Annotated in this window: 14 protein-coding genes; 7 read left to right on the plus strand and 7 right to left on the minus strand. The window is 68.0% G+C overall.

Going from position 1 to position 17699, the window contains the following annotated elements:
- Positions 1-2 precede the first annotated feature (2 nt).
- A complete protein-coding gene (locus HEQ16_15870; protein MCO4055493.1) occupies positions 3-2381 on the minus strand; it encodes a polysaccharide biosynthesis tyrosine autokinase in 2379 nt (792 codons plus the stop codon).
- A 142-nt stretch (positions 2382-2523) separates the two neighbouring features.
- Entirely contained in the window at positions 2524-3612 is a 1089-nt protein-coding gene (locus tag HEQ16_15875; protein ID MCO4055494.1) for an endo-1,4-beta-xylanase, read from the minus strand.
- 145 nt (positions 3613-3757) lie between these two features.
- Here HEQ16_15875 and HEQ16_15880 point away from each other — a divergent pair, with 145 nt between their 5' ends.
- Positions 3758-5005 carry a lipopolysaccharide biosynthesis protein gene (locus HEQ16_15880; protein ID MCO4055495.1) on the plus strand — a complete coding sequence of 416 codons (1248 nt, stop codon included), beginning with the start codon at positions 3758-3760 and terminating at the stop codon, positions 5003-5005.
- Here the strand turns inward: HEQ16_15880 and HEQ16_15885 are convergent.
- Both HEQ16_15885 and HEQ16_15890 read right to left on the minus strand, forming a co-directional pair.
- On the minus strand, positions 4977-5897 hold the full coding sequence (locus HEQ16_15885) for a hypothetical protein (protein MCO4055496.1): 921 nt from the start codon (positions 5895-5897) through the stop codon (positions 4977-4979). The two genes, HEQ16_15880 and HEQ16_15885, sit on opposite strands and share 29 nt — an antisense overlap.
- Entirely contained in the window at positions 5894-6748 is an 855-nt protein-coding gene (locus tag HEQ16_15890) for a WecB/TagA/CpsF family glycosyltransferase (protein ID MCO4055497.1), read from the minus strand. Before HEQ16_15890 ends, HEQ16_15885 begins: the two co-directional genes overlap by 4 nt.
- 277 nt (positions 6749-7025) lie before the next feature.
- Here HEQ16_15890 and HEQ16_15895 point away from each other — a divergent pair, with 277 nt between their 5' ends.
- A complete protein-coding gene (locus tag HEQ16_15895) occupies positions 7026-8486 on the plus strand; it encodes an exopolysaccharide biosynthesis polyprenyl glycosylphosphotransferase (protein MCO4055498.1) in 1461 nt (486 codons plus the stop codon).
- Positions 8487-8568: 82 nt separating this feature from the next.
- Entirely contained in the window at positions 8569-9831 is a 1263-nt protein-coding gene (locus tag HEQ16_15900) for an allantoate amidohydrolase (GenBank protein ID MCO4055499.1), read from the plus strand.
- Positions 9832-9841: 10 nt separating this feature from the next.
- On the opposite strand, the gene HEQ16_15905 is transcribed toward HEQ16_15900, so the two are convergent.
- Entirely contained in the window at positions 9842-10552 is a 711-nt protein-coding gene (locus HEQ16_15905; GenBank protein MCO4055500.1) for a TVP38/TMEM64 family protein, read from the minus strand.
- A 258-nt stretch (positions 10553-10810) separates the two neighbouring features.
- Here HEQ16_15905 and HEQ16_15910 point away from each other — a divergent pair, with 258 nt between their 5' ends.
- Entirely contained in the window at positions 10811-11350 is a 540-nt protein-coding gene (locus tag HEQ16_15910; protein ID MCO4055501.1) for a sigma-70 family RNA polymerase sigma factor, read from the plus strand.
- A complete protein-coding gene (locus HEQ16_15915; GenBank protein ID MCO4055502.1) occupies positions 11340-11969 on the plus strand; it encodes a DUF1109 family protein in 630 nt (209 codons plus the stop codon). The genes HEQ16_15910 and HEQ16_15915 overlap by 11 nt, the downstream gene beginning before the upstream one ends.
- 225 nt (positions 11970-12194) lie before the next feature.
- Here the strand turns inward: HEQ16_15915 and HEQ16_15920 are convergent, their stop codons facing one another.
- Positions 12195-13796, minus strand: a complete 1602-nt coding sequence (locus HEQ16_15920; protein MCO4055503.1) for an acetolactate synthase large subunit — start codon at positions 13794-13796, stop codon at positions 12195-12197.
- A complete protein-coding gene (locus HEQ16_15925; GenBank protein MCO4055504.1) occupies positions 13793-15421 on the minus strand; it encodes an amidohydrolase in 1629 nt (542 codons plus the stop codon). The genes HEQ16_15920 and HEQ16_15925 overlap by 4 nt, the downstream gene beginning before the upstream one ends.
- Positions 15422-15608: 187 nt before the next feature.
- On the opposite strand from HEQ16_15925, the gene HEQ16_15930 reads away from it, so the two are divergent.
- Positions 15609-16631: an RluA family pseudouridine synthase gene (locus HEQ16_15930; GenBank protein MCO4055505.1), complete on the plus strand. Its 1023-nt coding sequence runs from the start codon at positions 15609-15611 to the stop codon at positions 16629-16631.
- A 124-nt stretch (positions 16632-16755) separates the two neighbouring features.
- Positions 16756-17664, plus strand: a complete 909-nt coding sequence (gene rpoH, locus HEQ16_15935) for an RNA polymerase sigma factor RpoH (GenBank protein MCO4055506.1) — start codon at positions 16756-16758, stop codon at positions 17662-17664.
- The last annotated feature ends 35 nt before the right edge of the window (positions 17665-17699 follow it).

Consider the following 17699-nt stretch of genomic DNA (forward strand, 5'->3'; position numbering starts at 1 on the left):
CCTCAGTCGAGGCCCTCCGAGCCCTCGTTGAGCACGATGCAGCGGATCTTCGCTGCATCCGCCCCAAGCGCCCGTTCGGCAAGGCGCTGCGCGTGGTTCTTGGCCATGCCGGCAGGGGCCACCGCCACGATGTCGTCCGCCATCTCGGCGAGCATGTACGGCAAGGCCCCGTCTGCGGTCGAACCGGCATCGATCACCACGGCCTCGAAGCGGCGCGTCTGGTCGAGCAGACCCGTCTTGAGGCGCTCGTGTGAGGGCGCCGCCGGCCGCGTGGGCGCGTTGGGCCGGGGCAGGAAGAAGACCCCCGTCTCGTCATCCTGAAGGGCGGCACGGATCAGCCCGGCCGCGCCGCTGATGACCTGCTCGGCTCCGATCTCGGCATCATCGGCGAAGGCGGCGCTGAGCGAGGCCGGCCCTGCCGCCAGATCGATGAGGATGGGCGTCGCCCCTTCCCGTGCGGCGGCCAGAGCCAGATTGAGGGCGACGAGCGAGGCGCCGGCGCCGGGCGACAAACCCAGCACGATCACCTTGCGGTTGGCTCCAGGCTTCTCCTCGATGGCGAGGCGGTCCCGTGTTTCGCCGATGACGGCGGCGAAGGCCGAGCGCGGCTCGTCCCAGGCCTCCGTCAGGAACCCCGTGCCATGGAAGGCGGACGTTTCGGGCTTGCTGCGCCCGCGCGCGAAGCCTCCGCTCCGGGTCGCCGGCAGCTTCACCGCGACCGGTCCTTCCGGCTCGGCGTGCATGGGCGCCGCGCCGGGGCCGCGCCAGCGGCTGCCGGACGACTTCGCGGGGTTCAGGGCTGCCGCGCCAAGCGACGCCGCCGCGTGCTGGCGGAAACCCTGGCCGGAGGGGCGCGCCCGCTCGGGCTGGCTGTCCGCAAGACGGCGCCCGCCACCTGAAGCCCGCAGCGCAGCGGAGGCGGGCTGCGCTGCCGGAGCGGCGTTGCGAAGCATCAGGATTTCGCGCAGCAGCGCGAAGGCGACCCCTGCCGCGAGGCCCGCGATCAGCCCGATCGCGATGTACAGCTTGCGATTGGGGCCGAGCTTCTCGAGCGGGGCCACCGCTTCGGTGATGACGCGGGCGTTGGTGGTGTCCACGCCTGTCTGCCCGCTGGTTTCCCGGGCGCGCAGCAGGAAGGACTGGTAGACCTGTCGGTGGGCGTCGGCCTCCCGCTCCAGTTCGCGGAGCTGGACGGCAGCCTGTCCCGTCGTCAGGGTTTCACGCTTGAGCCTGTCGACCTGCCCGCTTATGGCGGCCTCGGAAGCGCGGGCCCTGTCGAGTTCGGCGCGCGCGCCCTGCACGATCCGCGCAAGCTCCTCCGCGATCTGCCGGCGCGCGTCACGGGCCTGCGCCTGCGCCGAAACGAGCTGGGGATGCTGCGATCCGTAGAGCACCAGCGCATCCGCCTCGCGGGTTAGCGCGACGCCGAGCTGGGCGCGCAGCAAGCCGATGCTGGGCGAGTTGAGCGCCTCTGGCGTCGCTCCGGCTTCAAGGCTTGTCGGCCGGACCGCGCGCACCTGGTCGAACTTGGCCTGGGCATCGGCTGTGCGTGCCCGCGCCTGGGTCAGCTGGGTGTTGCTGACGGCCAGCGTGTCTTCCGACACAAGCTTCCCGCCCGCGCCGACCAGATTGTTATCGGCGCGGTAGCGCTCCACCTTGTCCTCGGCGACACGCACGCGTTCGCGCAGCTCGCTCAGGCGCGAGGACAGCGAGTTCGAGGCGCGCTGTGCCGATTCGGAACGGACCGAGGACTGGTCCTCAAGATAGGCCTCGGCCATTGCGTTGGCGACGCGGGCGGACTTGGCCCCATCCCCGGAGATTGCCGTGATGTCGATCACGAAGGTGCGCTCGCCGCGCCGGATGATCACCTGCTTGTCCATGGCGGCGAGCGCCACGACCACCGGATCGCGCGAGGCGGCGGCCCCGCCCTGCGACAGGCCGATCCGTCCTGTCAGCCCATTGCCCGGCGCGCCGAAATCCGGATCGGACGCGAGGCCAAGCCGCTCGATCACCTTGCGCTTGACGCTGTCGGACGCGATCACGCGCGCCTGGCTCTCGAGAAAGGCGGTGGTGACGTCGCTGCCGACGGCCTGCGGGGAGATCTCGTTCTGGAGAACCCTGAGGTCGCGCGGATCGATCAGGAGCTGCGCGGTGGAGCCGAATCGATCCGGCGTCGTGACCGCCAGGGCGATGGCGATGCCAGCTCCCGCCAGCGCGAAAGCGCTGATCGACATGAAGCGGCGGCGCACGAAGCCGATGCCGAAGCCCATCGGATCGGCCATGACCTGAGAGAGCCCCACACCGCCGCGGTCGGCCTGGCCGGTCCGGCCTGGGGCCTCTGCACCCCGGCGGTCATCGCCATTAGTGTCGATTGCAAACATGCGCGTTCCAACGTTTCTTTGTCTTGCGCCACTCATGGCCAATTCTGCCGGTGTCTATGCCCTGGGCCAGTGCTTGCAGTTTCGGTGCCGCCATGATTGTCCCGTTTCTGAGCATCGTGCGCAATCATGGCGGCAATGCGCGTCAGCGCAGCCGGCGCGCCGCCTGGATCGCCGCCATCATGGGTTTGGGACGATAATCCTCGTCGAGCGGCAGGGGCCGCGCCTTCTGACGGTCGCTGCGCTTGAAGGTGTCGGTGATCCAGGTCGAGCGGTCGCTGAGCCCCCAGGTGATGATCGCCGACGGCCGCTGCCCCTCGATGACGGCTCCGAGAAAGGCGCTGGTCAGCTCTGCCACGGCCTTGTCGCGTTCCGCTGGCGGGGTGTTGAGCTGCCAGTCGATCACGTCGAGCTCGGTGATCTTCACGCCGACGCCCATGCGCGCCAGTTCGCGGCACAGGGCCGTGATGGAGCGCCTGTCGAGCGACTTCTCGGCATAGAGGTGGGCCTGGAACCCGACCTCATGCACGGGAATGTTCTGGTCCTGAAGCCGGCGCACCAGCCTGAGCACCTGGCGGCGCCGCTCGGCCGTGCGCTCGTCGGCATTCTCGAAATCATAATCGTTGATGACCAGCCTCGCCTTCGGGTCGGCGGCTGCGGCCGCGCGGAAAGCGATGTCGACGTGAGCCTCGCCCAGAAGCCGCTGCCAGATGGTGTCGCGCATCGGCGCGGCCGGCTTGGGCTCATGCGCGATGACCTCGTTGACGACATCCCAGGTGGCGATGCGCCCTGCATAGGTCTTCATCAGCATGTCGATGTGCGCGACGAGTTCGCGCTCGGCCTCGCGGGCCGACGTCATCGTCGACACCCATGGCGGCAGAGCGAGGCCCCAGAGCAGCGCATGGCCATGCGCCTGCTTGCCATGCTTGAGCGCGAAGCCGACGATCTCGTTGGCGTGATCGAGGCTGAAGCCATCGCGGCGCTGGCGCACCCATTCCCATTTCAGCTCGTTCATCGGCGTGATCACGTCGCACAGCGTGGCGAGCTTGTCGCGCAGCACGGCATCCTTCTGGAAATCCGAGATCATCACCGCCGAGCCGAACGGGATCAGCTCCGATCTGGCCACTGCGCTGGCTGTGGCGAACGCGGCCTCCGTGCCGAGGATGGGCGGGGCCGCAAGCGAGCCGATCGCGACAGGTGCGGCGGCCAGCAGGGCGCGGCGCGTCAGGGCCATGGGCACAATCTCTCCACGATGCGGATTTCCTGCTTTAGTCTTAGCGGCGACGAAAGGTTTGTCAGCCTAATCTTGGCATCGCGGTAAACCGGCGGTGTCAGGGCCTGCCCGGCGGCGCAGACAGGACCGAAAGACCACGCGCCGCATGATGAACACCCGCATCATTACAGATTACCTGGCCATGGCAGGCGGGTCGCTGGCGCGCATCGTGATTTCGCTCGCCTATTTCCTCATCGTCGCGAATGCCCTGAGCCTCGGCGATTTCGGCATGTTCGCCACGGCCTCCGCCGCCGGCGTGGTGCTCTCGCGCGTGGCCTCCTTCGGCTTCATCTCGCCACTGTTCCGAGCAGCGACGGTGCGGCACAGGCTCACAGGCGTCTATCTGACAGGATTTTTTCTGGCCCTGGGCGCATCGTTGCCGGTGGTTGTAGCGCTCGCCGCCGGGCTCAAGCCGCTGGTCTTCCCGCAGATGCCGCCTCTGGCCTTTGTCCTGATCATCGGCGCCGAGGTGCTGGGCTGGCGGCTGCTGGAGGTGGTTGCGATCATCAACAACGGCCAGCGCCGCTTTGTCCAGGCCACGGCGCTCGTGCTGCTGGGGGCCGGCATCCGCACCCTTGGCGCGCTCGCCTTCTGGGTGCTGGGGCACAGCAGCCTCGCCGACTGGGCGTGGACCTATCTGGCCGCCAACGCGCTGTGCGCGCTCATCGCCTTCGTGTTCTTCCTGCCGAAGCTGCGCCTGCGCCTGGCTCCCGCGCTCTACCTGCGCCAGATGCGCGACGCCATGCCCGCAGCCTTGGCCGACATCACCTTCTATACGCAGGCCGAACTCGACAAGGCCGTGGTGCTGATGATGGCGGGCCCGCAGGTGGCCGGCCTCTACGCCATCGCCATGCGCGTGATCGACCTGACGGCCCTGCCGATCCGCTCCTTCAACCAGCTGTTCATGCAGAAGATCATGACCGACCGCCGCATGGCCCTGTCTGGCGGCATGCTCGCGCTGGTGGAGGCCGCGATCGCGGTCGTCTCGATCGGCGGGCTTGGCGTGGTGGCGGCGCTGCTGTGGTGGAAGCCTGATCTGCTTGGCCGCAGCATCGCTGCGGTCGTGCCTCTGCTTCCCCTTCTGCTGGCGGTTCCGGCCTTCCGCAATCTTGTGGAATATCATGCGGAGTTACTCTACGGCATGGAGCGGACGGGCGTGCGCGCCGCGCTGCTGGCGCTGATCGCGACGCTCAAGGCCGCGCTGATCTGGCTGACCCTGCACCTGGCGGGGACCCTGCCGAAGGCCGCGGGCGCGGATTGGGCGCCCTGGCTGAACCTCGTCTTCCTCGCGCTTTACGCTGTCTCCGGGCTTGTCGCCTACAGCGTCATCCGAAACGCGCGGAAGCCCGCCTGAAGGCGCTCCACAACTCCTCCATCGGCACCCCGATGAAGGACTGCACGCCGATCGCCACCTGTCCCGGAGACAAAAGCTCGACCCCCTCGCGGAAGCTCTCGCCACTGACCGCATCGCGCACCCAGTAGGTGGCGCACAATCCATCTGATGTCGGCGTGTGGGTTGCGCGCTCGCCCAGCACATGCTCGACGAAATTGCCGTAGAGCATCATCTCCGAGAAGGCCCGCCCGGCGGCGACCGCGCACACCCAGTCACGGCCCGAGCGCTCGGCCACATGGCGCAGCAGCGCGCTGACATTGGGCCCAAGCCAGGTGGGCAGCGCGGTGACATAGTCGTCGGCCGGCAGCATCGGCGCGTGCGTGCCCAGCACAGCCGCGGCATGGCGCACCCAGGCGACATGATCCTTCATGCCGGAATGGATGGCGCCGGATTTACGCACCAGCCGCGCGCGCCCCCCTTGCACCTGCGAGGCCAGGTCATAGGGCGAAAGGAAGACCATATCCGAGTCCGCATAGAGCAGCACCGGCTCCGGCGCGATCAGCGGCAGCGCCAGCTTGCGCAACTGCTGCGTATGCCAGCCGCGCAAGGGCTTTACTCCGCGCGCCAGAGCGCCGGGCCCCGTCCACACCCGACGCCGGCCCATGCTGAACGGATCGGGCCAGGAGCGCAGCCATGAGGGCAACAGCTCGCTTTCGGCAATGATGCAGCGACGCGGCCCGGCGAGCGGAGCGAAGTTCGGCAGGTCCCGATCCTCGACGAGCAGATAATGCATCGACAGCCCGCTGACGAAGGCATCGATGCTGGCGCACAGGAGCTTGCAGCGCTCGACATCGCCGCGATAGCTCGGCGTCGCTATGGCGTAGGTCAGCGGTCCGCCCGGGAGCCCTGTCATCGGCGGCGCCGCCAGGCCTGGGCCAGCACGCGGCTCATGAAGACGGGATTGCCCAGCAGGTAGCGGCGCCACAGGCGCGCAGGCTCCTGCGCCAGCCTGAATGCCCATTCAAGCCGCAGCAGGCGGATCCATTCCGGCGCACGCACGACCTCTCGCGCGAGGAAGTCGAACAGCGCCCCGACGCCTGCCGCCACGCTGGCATGGCCTGGTCCGAGCCGCTCCGCCATCCAGATTTCCTGACGCGGATTGCCGAACGCCACCAGGAGCAGATCCGGGCGCTTGTCGATCAGTTGCTGAAGCAGCGCGGCTTCCGCAACCGCATCGAAATAGCCGTCGCCAAACACCGTGTAGGCATGCTGCGGCGCCAGTTCCGCCAGCGCCGCGGCCGCCCGCATGGCGACCCCAGGCCGCGCGCCGATGAGGCCGACGCGCAGGGGCATGGAGGCGCGCGCCAGAAAGCCGGGGATGAAATCCGTGCCGTTGAGATTGGCCCGGAACGGCGCGCCATGAACAAGGCGGGCGCCAAGATCGACCCCTATGCCGTCCGGCACGACAAGGCACTGACCCAGCGCAGACGCAAAGCGGGCATCGACCGCGGCCAGGTTCACGACATGTGCATTGGCGAAAGCGAGCTTCAGATGCCGGCCGGGCGCGATGGCGGCCATGAGCGCGGCGTCGGTCTCATCCGCGGTGAGCGAGGCGATGTCGACGACGCCGAGGCGATGCGTTACGGCGCTCGCCGCAGCATGATCCTGATCGCGCAGGCGGGCAGGATTCGGGGACGTGGCATCTTGTTTCGCCCAGATATTGTCGGTCGAACCTGATCGTTCGGGAAGATGAAGAACGTCCATGATGATCGATATTGCGTGATTGCAAGCGACTGTCAAATTCTTCTGCCCATGATCCCTAACATTGAATGTATCGATTGCTGCATTCATTCAGGCCAATCCGTTTCATTGTCATGGTTAACATAGTTATTATGATTTAAACGCCTCATGTGCCGCAATGAAACGGCACGCCTTCTGCAGACTGATACGCCATTACCGCAAACCGGAGCCCTGGTGCGCCGGACCGGGACAACAGGCATTCAGCAGGGGTGGGCCGGCGTGACGGTCCAGCATTGACGCGATGAAGACAGCACATGGCCTGCAACCGGCTCTGGCCGCGAGCACGCATGCTTCGGCCTCGGTCTGGCGCATTGCCATCAGCGTGACGACCGCGCTCGTGGATCTGATTGCGGTCCTCGGAATCGTCGCGCTCGGCAGCATGGCCTACCATCTGGCGGCCTACGGCCATCCCGGGGATTTCCTCGTCACCGCGGAGCTGGCGGTGTTCATCGGGGGGATATTCGTCTTCACCAACCTCCTCCAGCGCCGCTACCGGCTGACGCGCTATCTGGCGCTAAAGGGTCAGGTGACGGAGGCCTTCAGCGTCTGGAACGTCACCATCGTCGCGTTCATCGCAGTCGGCTTCCTCGCACGCGTGCTCGACAACTATTCCAGGGCGGTGGTCCTCATCACCTATGTCGCCGGCATTCCGCTCATCGCGCTGGCGCGGTGGTGGGTGGTCAAGCTCATCTCCATCGCGAGCAAGACGGGCCGCATCGCCCACCAGCGCGTGCTTCTCATCGGCCATGCCGCGGAGATCACCTCCTTCATGAACCGCCACCAGCCCTGGAACGTCGGGTTCATGGTCCAGGATCTCGTGCTTCTGCGCGAGCCGCCGCCCGGAGCGGATGAGGCCGAGCGCGATGCCAGCCTTGCCTCCGATCTCTTGCTGGCTCTGAGCCTTGCGCGCCAGAACAAGCCTGACGGCGTCTTCATCGCCGTGCCCTGGTCGGACCGCGCAATCATCGAGCGCTGCGTCGATGCCTTCATGACTGTCCCGGTTTCGATCAACCTTGCGCCCGAGCAGGTGCTCGACCGCTTCGAGAATCCGCGCATCATCCGCACCGGCTCAATCTCCAGCCTGGAGCTCGCGCCGCCAGCGCTGACCACGCCGCAGATCGTGACCAAGCGCGTGTTCGATTTCCTCGTCGCCGCCACGCTGCTGGTGCTGCTGGCGCCGCTGTTCGGGGCGATCGCGCTCCTTATCAAGATCGACAGCCCGGGTCCCGTGTTCTTCCTGCAGCGCCGTCATGGCTTCAACCAGCAACCCTTCAGGATCCTGAAGTTCCGCACCATGAGCTGCCTCGATGATGGCGATCAGGTGCGGCAGGCCCGGCGGGACGATCCGCGCATCACCCGCGTCGGCGCCTGGCTCAGGCGCTGCAATCTCGACGAGTTGCCCCAGCTCGTGAACGTGCTTTGTGGCCAGATGTCTCTGGTCGGCCCCCGCCCGCATGCGCTGGCGCATGACCGCGAGTTCGAGCACAGGATCGCGCTCTATGCCCGCCGCCATAATGTGAAGCCCGGCATCACGGGCTGGGCTCAGGTGCACGGCCTGCGCGGCGAAACCGACACCGACGACAAGATGGCCCGCAGGGTGGCCCTCGATCTGTGGTACATCGACAACTGGACCGTCTGGCTCGACATCATCATCATGCTGCGCACCGTCTCCACCGGCAAAGCCTACCGCAACGCGCGGTGAGCAACCGGCAGCCATGGCGGCCCTTTGGCGCTGCCATGGGAGGGGGCTTGGGCCCGGCGCGAAATATGGCTAACCTTGCGCCATGACCGATCTTGCATCCGCTGCCTTGCCTTCCGCCGCCGAACTCGGCGCCCGCGCCTTCGCCATGCTGGCAGCCCTCAACCGCTTCACGGACGAGCCGGGCAAGCTCACGCGGCTTTACCTTTCGCCCGCCCACCGGCAGGCCGCCGACCATGTGTTGGAACTCATGCAAGGGCTCGGCCTCGCAGCCGGGATGGACGCGGCCGGCTCCATCATGGGCCGCATGGAAGGCCGCACGCCCGGCCTTCCCGCGCTGATGATCGGCTCGCATATCGACACCGTGAAGGATGCCGGCGCTTATGACGGCAATCTCGGCGTGGTGGCGGCCCTGCTCGTTGCGGAGGCCCTGCGGCCCCACGCACGCAGCCTGCCCTTCGCGATCGAAGTCGCGGCCTTCGGCGATGAGGAGAATGTCCGTTTCCCGACCAACATATCGAGCTCGGCCGCCCTGTCTTCCGGCTATGAGCCGCATTGGCTCGATGGCTGCGACGCCGATGGCGTGGTCCTCCGCGATGCCCTCATCGCCTTTGGCGGCGATCCGGCTGGCGTCATGGCGCTGAAGCGCGACCCCGCCGCCATGGCCGGCTACATCGAACTGCACATCGAGCAGGGACCGGTGCTGGAGGCCCATGACGAGCCCGTCGGCATCGTCACCGCCATCAATGCGCAGATCAGGGCGCGCGTGCGCGTGACGGGCGAGGCGGGCCATGCCGGCACGGTGCCGATGAGCCTGCGCAAGGATGCGCTGGCGGCCGCCGCCGAGATGGCGCTCGCGCTGGAGGCCATCGCCCGCTCCCGGCCCGATGCCGTCGGCACGGTCGGCGTTTTCAAGCCTGAGCCAGGCGCGACCAATGTCGTGCCCGGCGCGGTGTCCTTCACGCTCGATTTCCGCGCCCCGCTCGACGCCACCGTGCGTGACATGGATGAAGCCGTGGAGCGCGAGTTCAGCGCCATCGCCGCGCGGCGCGGCGTCGGCCTGTCCATCGAGCGCTATGCCCAGCTTGACGCGACCCCGATGGCGCCCTCCCTGCAGGCCGCGCTGGAGCAGGGCATCGCCCGCACCGGCGCCAATCTAAAGGCCCGCCGCATGCCCTCAGGCGCTGGCCATGACGCCATGACGATGGCGCGCGCTTTCCCCTCGGCCATGCTTTTCGTCCGCAACGAGAAGGGAATCAGCCATTCGCCGCTCGAGGCGATGACCGAGGAAGATGCCGGGATCGCCATCAAGGTCATGCTGGAGACAGTGGTGGCGCTGGCGCGCTGAGGCGCGCCCGTCAGGTGTCGCTGGCTGTGAAGCGCCTCTTGAGCGGGATGGCGGCGAGGGAGAGCGCGGCCAGGCCGAACAGGCCCGCCAGCACTTCGGTGGTCAGGATCGAGGAGAACTGCAGCGTCCCGCCCTGGTCCAGAACGCTGCCGAGGCCGGCCCCCGCCGTGGTGAACACCGCCGTGGCCGGAATGATGCCGAAGAAGGTCGTGGCGACGAAGACGGCCAGCCTCACGCCCACGAAGGCAGGCACGAGGTTCACGAGGAAGAACGGGAACACCGGCGTGAGCCTCAGAACGAGCAGGTAGGACCATGCATTCGCCCGGATGTTGCGCCCCAGGCGCTGCGCCTTGTCGCCGAAGCGGTCGAGCACATCAGGGCCGAACAGCCGCCGTGCGAACAGGAAGACGAGGCTCGCGCCGATGGTTGCGCCTGTCACATTGAGCGCCGTCCCCAGGAATGGGCCGAACAGGAACCCTCCACTGAGCGTCAGCACCACGGCGCCCGGCAACGACAGGCCCACGGCGGCTGCATAGGCCAGCACGAACAGCAAGGCCGCCAGCGCGCCATGGCGCGCCACAAGCTCCGTGAGCGCAGCGCGGTGGGTGCGCAGCGTCTCCACCGAGAGCAGATCGTGGAAGCCAGCCGCATTCAGGCCGGCAATCACTGCCAACAGCCCGCCAATGATCCAAAGCCGCTTGTCCTTCAGGATCCGCATCATCATGGCTCCGCCGCCGCTCGCTGCACGATGAACGGCGGGCGATGTCCTCCATGCATGGTTCGGCCGCCGAGGCGCAAGTGGTGCATGGCTGGGCAACGCCGCCTGCGACCGCTGTGCGCAATCGCATTTGCGGTCAGGATGACGCAGGCAAGAGGATGGGTGTAGGAGCCTTGTAACGATCGAACAGGCAAGGCCGAATACAGGGGCAAGAGGGGCAAGGCGTTGGCTCACGACCGCGAAGCGCAGTGGAAGGAGCTGATGCTGGCCTCTCGCCGCGGCGACGAGGCGGCCTATCGCAAGCTGCTCGGCTCCATCACGGATTATCTGCGCGGATGGGCCCAGGCAGCGCTCAGGCGCGCAGGCCGGTCGCCGGCCGAAGCGGAGGACATCGTGCAGGAGACGCTCATCGCCATTCACACGCGGCGGCATAGCTGGGATGCTGACCAGCCCTTCGGGCCCTGGCTGCATGGCGTGGCGCGCCACAAGCTCGTCGACGCGCTGCGCCGTCGCACAGGCCATGATCACCTCGCCATCGATGACTTTGCCGATGTGATGGCCGCCCCGCCCACCAACGCGCATGGCGGCTCCGGGCTTGCTGGCTCCGACATCCTGCGCATGATCGCGACCTTGCCTGCCCGGCAGGCCTGCATCGTCAGCGCGATCTTCGTCGAGGGCCAGTGCACCGCGGATGTGGCCGGAATGCTGGGCATGAGCCAGGGCGCCGTCCGCGTCGCGCTGCACCGGGCCCTCAGGACTTTGGCTGGCGCCTTCGGCAAGGGCGCAGACCATGCGCACTGAGGATCTCATCGCGGCGCTCGCGCGCGACCCTGTTCCGGCCCTGCCGTCGGTTGGCCGGCTGCTGCTGCGCGCGCTGTCCGTGGCGGCGCCTGCCGCCCTCGTCCTGCAGCTTCTGGTGCTGGGCATGCGCGATGACATGGCGCAGGCCATGCCGGGCTGGCTCGGACTCAAGCTCGCGCTCCTCGCGGTGCTCGGCGCATGCGGCTGGATGCTGACGCGCGCCAGCGCCCAGCCGGGGCGCGACCTGCCGCTCGGCTGGCTCATCGCCTTCGCCGCCATGCTGCTTGGCGCCATGCTCGCAGACCTGGCGATCGAGGGGCGCGCGGGTTGGGCCGAGCGCCTGGCCGGCGACAACGCCTTGCTCTGCCTTGTCTCCGTGCCATTCCTGTCGGCCCCGCCGCTGGCAGCCATGCTTCACGCCGTCCGCCAGAGCGCGCCCTTGCGTCCGGCGCTCGCGGGCGGGGCGGCGGGCTTGCTCGCGGGCGCGGTCGGCGCCTTCGCCTATGGGCTGCACTGCACCGATGATTCGCCGATGTTCCTGGCGCTGTGGTATCTGGCAGGCATCTCGCTGGTGGCGCTCGCGGGCGCTGGCCTGGGCCGCCGCGTGCTGCGCTGGTGAGCCGCCTCAGCCTGCCATACGGGTGATGGTCGCCGCGATAGCGCCTGAACACCCCGGCCTCATCCAGGACTGGCTGGCCGTTGATCTATGGCCAGATGGACGTGCCATCGAGCCGGGTCGCCTTGCAAACGAAATTGCCGATCGGAAGATCGCCGCCCGGCATCCAGCTTGTGCTTGCGCCAGAACGGGTTCTTCTCGACATCGCCGCCAATCACCCCCGGCCGGCTAGAGCACCGCTTCGATGAGGAAAGGGCCAGGCTCCTTCAGCGCGGCCCTGAAGGCGGCGATGAAGGCCTCTGTCGTGTCAGCCCGCGCCGCCGGAACGCCCATGCCCTTCGCCAGGCTCACCCAGTCGAGCGCGGGGTCGTCGAGCGAGAGCATGTCGAGCGCTTTGCGTCCGGGATTGGTGGCGCCCACGGCCATGAGCTCACCCGTGAGGATCGCATAACGCCGGTTCGACCAGATCACGGTGGTCACTTTCGCTCCGGCGCGCGCCTGGCTCCACAAGGCCTGCAGCGTGTACATCGCGCTGCCATCGGCCTGCAGGTTCACCACCCGCCGGTCAGGCGCCGCAACCGCGGCGCCCAGCGCTAGTGGCGGGCCGATGCCGATGGCCCCGCCCGTGATCATCAAGAGGTCATGGGGCGCCGCATGGGCCGTGAGCGCGCCGGCCATGCGCCCCGATGTGATGGACTCATCGACGATGACCGCGTTCTCGGGCAGGAGTGCGGCGACAGCCGCGAGCGCGGCCTCCGCCGTGAGCGGCCTGGACGATGGCAGGGCCGGCGGCTCAAGGCGCGCCAGCGGCGCCTGCGCGGCGCGCGCGCCCACGGCTTCAGCCAATTCCGCCAGAATGCTGAGGCAATCATGCCGCCCATCGCACAGGGCGATGATCTGTGCGCCGTCCGGCGCCAGTCGGCTCGGCTTGCCGGGATAACCGAAGAAGGCGACCGGATCTGGCGCGCCGATCAGGATGATGCAGCGAAAGCCGCCCAGCGCCGCCAGCGACTGGTCGATCGGATAGGGCAGCCGCGGCAGCAGCGGCCTGCCCGCGCCGCGCTCCACCCGCGCAAGCGAGGTGCGCCCCATGATCGGCGCCCCCGTGCGCACCGAGATGGCGGACGCCAGGGTCAGGGCCTCGGCGCGCACGGCATCCGCACCCAGAAAGATCAGGGTGCGGTCCCCATCCCTGAGCGCCTCGATGGCGCAGGCCATCATGGCCGGCTCAGCGGGCAGGCGAGCCGGCGGTGGCGGCGGAACCATGGGTGCGGAGCCGGGACCCCAGGCGGTGTCGGCAGGCAGGATCAGCGTCGCCACCTGCCCCGGCCCCGCTGCGCAGGCTGTCCGGGCCGCGGTGATGGCCGCAGCGCCATCGGCCGCGATGCCAAGGCTGTTGCGGCCGGTCAGCACCCAGTGCGACATGGGGCGCGCCACGCCTTCGGTGTCAGAGGTCAAAGGCGCGTCATGGGCCAGGTGCTGCGTGGTGTGCTCGCCCACGATGTTGACGATCGGCGTGCCGGCCTTGCGGGCATTGTGCAGGTTGGCGAGACCATTGGCGAGGCCGGGGCCCAGATGCAGCAGGGTCAGGCCCGGCCGTTCCGTCATGCGCGCCCAGCCATCGGCCGCGCCCGTGGCCACGCCCTCGAACAGGCATAGCACGCACGCCATGCCCTCGACCCTGTCGAGCGCGGCGACGAAATGCATCTCGGACGTGCCGGGATTCGAGAAGCAGACATCCGCCCCGCCGGCCACCAGCGTCCTTACCAGGCTTTCCGCCCCGTTGATGGCCGTGGCCTCGCCAGCGCCGTCGATGTTCGAGCCGCTCATGCCCAGGCCCCGAGCCGGTCATGCACGGGCACGCCACCCAGCAAGGTCAGGTCGCAGGCGGTGTCGTCGCGCACCTCCTCGGGGCTGGCCGTGAGCAGGTCGCGCGAGAACACGGCGACATCGGCCGCCATGCCGGGCAGCAATCGGCCCCGGTGCGCCTCCGCCTTGTTCACATAGGCGCCGAACTCGGTGAATGACTGGAGCGCCTGCGTCATGCTCACCGTCTCGCCAGCGCCCATCACCGTGCCGCGCGAGGTCATGCGCGTGAGCATGGTGTAGAAATTGGGGAAGGGGTTCGCATCGCAGACCGGCGCGTCGGAGGATGCGGCCGGGCTGAAGCCGCGCTCTATCCAGCTGCGCAACGGATAGCTGGCATGGGCCCGCTCATCCCCCACGACCGAGGCATAGAGATCGCCGAAATCATGGATGAACACCGGCTGCGGCACCGGCTCGATGCCGGCCGCCCGCATCCGCCGCATCTGGTCGTCGCTGTTGAAGCCGCAATGCTCGATGCGATGCCGACGGTCCGGATCGGGGCGCCTGGCCAGCGCCTTCTCCATGGCGCGCAAGGTCTGCTCGATGGCCGCGTCGCCTATGGCGTGCACGGCGAGCTGATAGCCGCGCGCATGGTACTCGACCGTCAGCTCCTCCATTTCCGCGTCGCTGAGCAGCATCAGCCCCTGCGTGGGCGGCTCGCCCAGATAAGGCATGCTCATCGCCGCGGTGCGCCCGCCGCAGGAGCCGTCGGTGAATATCTTCACCGGACCGACCTTCAGCATGTCGTCGCCCAGCCCCGTGACGAGGCCTTCGGCATGGCAGCGCTCGACGATGCCGCCCGGCCCGCCGAGCAGGCACTGGTTGGTGCGGATCGGCATGCGCCCCTGCATGACGGCTGCGCGGTAGGCAAGGATTTCGGCATAGCCCGCGCGCATGCCAACGGCTGCGTCCATGCAACTCGTGATGCCGAAGCTGTTGCAGTAGCGGGCGGCCCGTTCGATGCCGGCCACCATCGCCTCCTGGCCCGGCGCGGGCATCACCGCCTTGATCGGATCACGCCCCGTCTCGGCCAGAAGGCCGGTGAGCCTGCCATTCGCCTGCCCGATCGCGCCGCCCTGCGGCACGGGGGTGTCCACCGTCACGCCGGCCAGTTCCAGCGCGCGTGAATTGACGATCGATATGTGACCGCAGGCGCGCACCAGATAGACCGGATTGTCAGGCGCCGCCGCATCCAGCTCCGAGCGATCGGGATGGCGCCCGACATCAAGCTCGAACTGGTCATAGCCGCGCGCCAGCACCCATTCGCCCGGCTTGAGGCTGCGCGCCTTGTCCGCGATCAGGCCGAGCAGCCGCTCCAGCGTGGGCGCGAAGCGCGGCCGGACATCGACATCCGCCATCATCAGCCCGAGCGGCAGCAGATGCAGGTGCGCCTCATAGAGCCCCGGCGACGCCAGCCGGCCGGCGAGGTCGATCATACGTGTGCCGGGCCCCCGCAGGGCGTCGATGGCCGATGAGCTGCCTGTCGCCAGCACCTGCCCATTCCATAAGGCCAGGGCTTCGGCGAGGCCCTCGCGCGCACCGATGAAGACCTTTCCTCCGGTAAGGATCGTGTCGGCTTTGGGCAGCATGTGTTCAGTCCCCGCAGTTGCGGCTGTGAAGGCCGCCGCCTGCGCTGCATCTGACACCGGCCCGTCTGGCTGCACAAGCTGCGCTCCGCGCATGAGGCCAACCCGCGCACAGCGCAGATAGCCAGCCGCGCCTGGCTCTGGAGCCGGCCGATTGCATCGTCCGCCCTCCCCGTGCGATGGCAGTACCATGATCCTGCCTGAGCCTGCCGGAGAGCCTCCTGCGCCGCACAGCCTCGTCGTTCCGGCCGAGGCGGCGGGCCTGCGCCTCGATCGCTGGCTGGCCGGAATGCTGGCCGCCTTCAGCCGCAGCCGCCTTCAGGCGCTGATCGCGGCCGGCAACGTCCGCGTCGATGGACAGGCGGCCCGGGATGCGGGCCACAAGCTCAAGGCCGGGCAGAGCGTCGAGATCACGATCCCGCCGCCAGTTCCGGCCCAGCCCATCGCGCAGCACATACCGCTTACGATCCTTTATGAGGATGACGACCTCATTGTCATCGACAAGCCGGCGGGCCTCGTCGTCCACCCGGCCGCCGGCCACGAGGATGGCACGCTGGTGAACGCGTTGATCGCCCATTGCGGCGCCAGCCTCTCGGGCATTGGCGGCGTGCGCCGTCCGGGCATCGTCCACCGGCTCGACAAGGACACAAGCGGATTGCTGGTCGTCGCCAAGAATGACCAAGCCCACCAGGGGCTCAGCGCGCAGTTCGCCGATCATGGGCGCACCGGTCCCTTGGAACGCGCCTATCTGGCGCTGGTCTGGGGCGTGCCGCGCAAGCCTCGCGGCACGATCGACGCCCCTATCGAGCGCAGCACGCGAAACCGCGAGAAAATGGCCATTGCCCGCGAAGGCCACGGCCGTCACGCGGTCACCCATTACCAGGTCCTGGAAAGCTATCCTGCCGGCGCAGCCGACCCCCTGGCCAGCCTCGTGCGCTGCGAACTGGAAACCGGCCGCACCCACCAGATCCGGCTCCATCTCGCCCATATCGGCCACCCGCTTCTGGGTGATGCGGTCTACGGCGCAGCCTTCAGAACCAAGGCCGCGCGCCTGCCTGACGCTTCGCAGGCCGCGCTTGCGGCGCTCGGACGGCAGGCGCTGCATGCGACGATGTTGGGTTTCGCACATCCCGCCACGGGCCAAACGCTTAGCTTTTCGGTCGAAGCGCCCGCAGACTTTGCGCACATGCAAGAATTACTCGCACATCTGTGAGACTTATGCGCGTCATTGCCTATTTTCTGACATGGTTTGACGCAGTATAAGGGCTGAAGCGGAGGGTTTGGAATCAGGACGCCGCTACAGGCTTGCCTAGTCAGGGAGCCTAGAGGAGAGCACGATGGCCACTGCCCAATTGCCCATCATGGCGGCCGAAGGCGGCCTGTCACGGTATCTCGACGAGATCCGCAAATTTCCGATGCTCAAGCCGGACGAGGAGTTCATGCTCGCCAAACGCTGGCGCGAGCATGACGACCGCGACGCGGCCCACAAGCTCGTGACCTCGCATCTGCGCCTCGTGGCCAAGATCGCGATGGGTTATCGCGGCTATGGCCTGCCCATCGGCGAGGTCGTGTCCGAAGGCAATGTCGGCCTGATGCAGGCGGTCAAGCGCTTCGAGCCGGACAAGGGCTTCCGTCTGGCCACCTATGCCATGTGGTGGATCAAGGCCTCGATCCAGGAATACATCCTGCGCTCATGGTCGCTCGTGAAGATGGGCACCACAGCCAACCAGAAGAAACTGTTCTTCAACCTGCGGAAGGCCAAGAGCAAGATCTCCGCGCTGGACGAGGGCGATCTGCGCCCCGATCAGGTCAAGCATATCGCCGTCAAGCTTGGCGTGCCCGAGCAGGACGTGATCGACATGAACCGCCGCCTCGGCGGTGACGCCTCGCTCAACGCGCCCCTGCGCGAGGAGGGCGAGGGCGAGTGGCAGGACTGGCTGGTGGATGAAAGCACCAACCAGGAGCATCGCCTTGTCGAAAGCGAGGAGAGCGGCAACCGGCTCGCAGCCCTGCGGGACGCCCTTTCGGTGCTCAACCCGCGCGAGCGGCGCATTTTCGAGGCGCGCCGTCTCACCGATGACCCGATCACGCTCGAGGACCTTTCGGATGAGTTCGGCGTGTCGCGCGAGCGGGTTCGCCAGATCGAAGTCCGCGCGTTCGAGAAGGTTCAGGAAGCGGTGAAGGCCGCTCTGGTCCTCCGCGAAACGCTTCCCACCCCTGCGCGGCTGCCGCAACCGGCAACCTGACGCGCACCGGTCAACTCGCCCCCGAGACCGCCATC

The sequence above is a fragment of the Bosea sp. (in: a-proteobacteria) genome (assembly GCA_023910605.1).
GTDB lineage: Bacteria > Pseudomonadota > Alphaproteobacteria > Rhizobiales > Beijerinckiaceae > Allobosea.

Excerpts from the sequence above, each read along its gene's own strand:
- HEQ16_15870 (MCO4055493.1), bottom strand. The coding sequence starts at position 2,381 with ATGTTTGCAATCGACACTAATGGCGATGACCGCCGGGGTGCAGAGGCC.
- HEQ16_15875 (MCO4055494.1), bottom strand. The coding sequence starts at position 3,612 with ATGGCCCTGACGCGCCGCGCCCTGCTGGCCGCCGCACCTGTCGCGATC.
- HEQ16_15880 (MCO4055495.1), top strand. The coding sequence starts at position 3,758 with ATGATGAACACCCGCATCATTACAGATTACCTGGCCATGGCAGGCGGG.
- HEQ16_15885 (MCO4055496.1), bottom strand. The coding sequence starts at position 5,897 with ATGACAGGGCTCCCGGGCGGACCGCTGACCTACGCCATAGCGACGCCG.
- HEQ16_15890 (MCO4055497.1), bottom strand. The coding sequence starts at position 6,748 with ATGGACGTTCTTCATCTTCCCGAACGATCAGGTTCGACCGACAATATC.
- HEQ16_15895 (MCO4055498.1), top strand. The coding sequence starts at position 7,026 with ATGAAGACAGCACATGGCCTGCAACCGGCTCTGGCCGCGAGCACGCAT.
- HEQ16_15900 (MCO4055499.1), top strand. The coding sequence starts at position 8,569 with ATGACCGATCTTGCATCCGCTGCCTTGCCTTCCGCCGCCGAACTCGGC.
- HEQ16_15905 (MCO4055500.1), bottom strand. The coding sequence starts at position 10,552 with ATGATGCGGATCCTGAAGGACAAGCGGCTTTGGATCATTGGCGGGCTG.
- HEQ16_15910 (MCO4055501.1), top strand. The coding sequence starts at position 10,811 with ATGCTGGCCTCTCGCCGCGGCGACGAGGCGGCCTATCGCAAGCTGCTC.
- HEQ16_15915 (MCO4055502.1), top strand. The coding sequence starts at position 11,340 with ATGCGCACTGAGGATCTCATCGCGGCGCTCGCGCGCGACCCTGTTCCG.
- HEQ16_15920 (MCO4055503.1), bottom strand. The coding sequence starts at position 13,796 with ATGAGCGGCTCGAACATCGACGGCGCTGGCGAGGCCACGGCCATCAAC.
- HEQ16_15925 (MCO4055504.1), bottom strand. The coding sequence starts at position 15,421 with ATGCTGCCCAAAGCCGACACGATCCTTACCGGAGGAAAGGTCTTCATC.
- HEQ16_15930 (MCO4055505.1), top strand. The coding sequence starts at position 15,609 with ATGATCCTGCCTGAGCCTGCCGGAGAGCCTCCTGCGCCGCACAGCCTC.
- rpoH (MCO4055506.1), top strand. The coding sequence starts at position 16,756 with ATGGCCACTGCCCAATTGCCCATCATGGCGGCCGAAGGCGGCCTGTCA.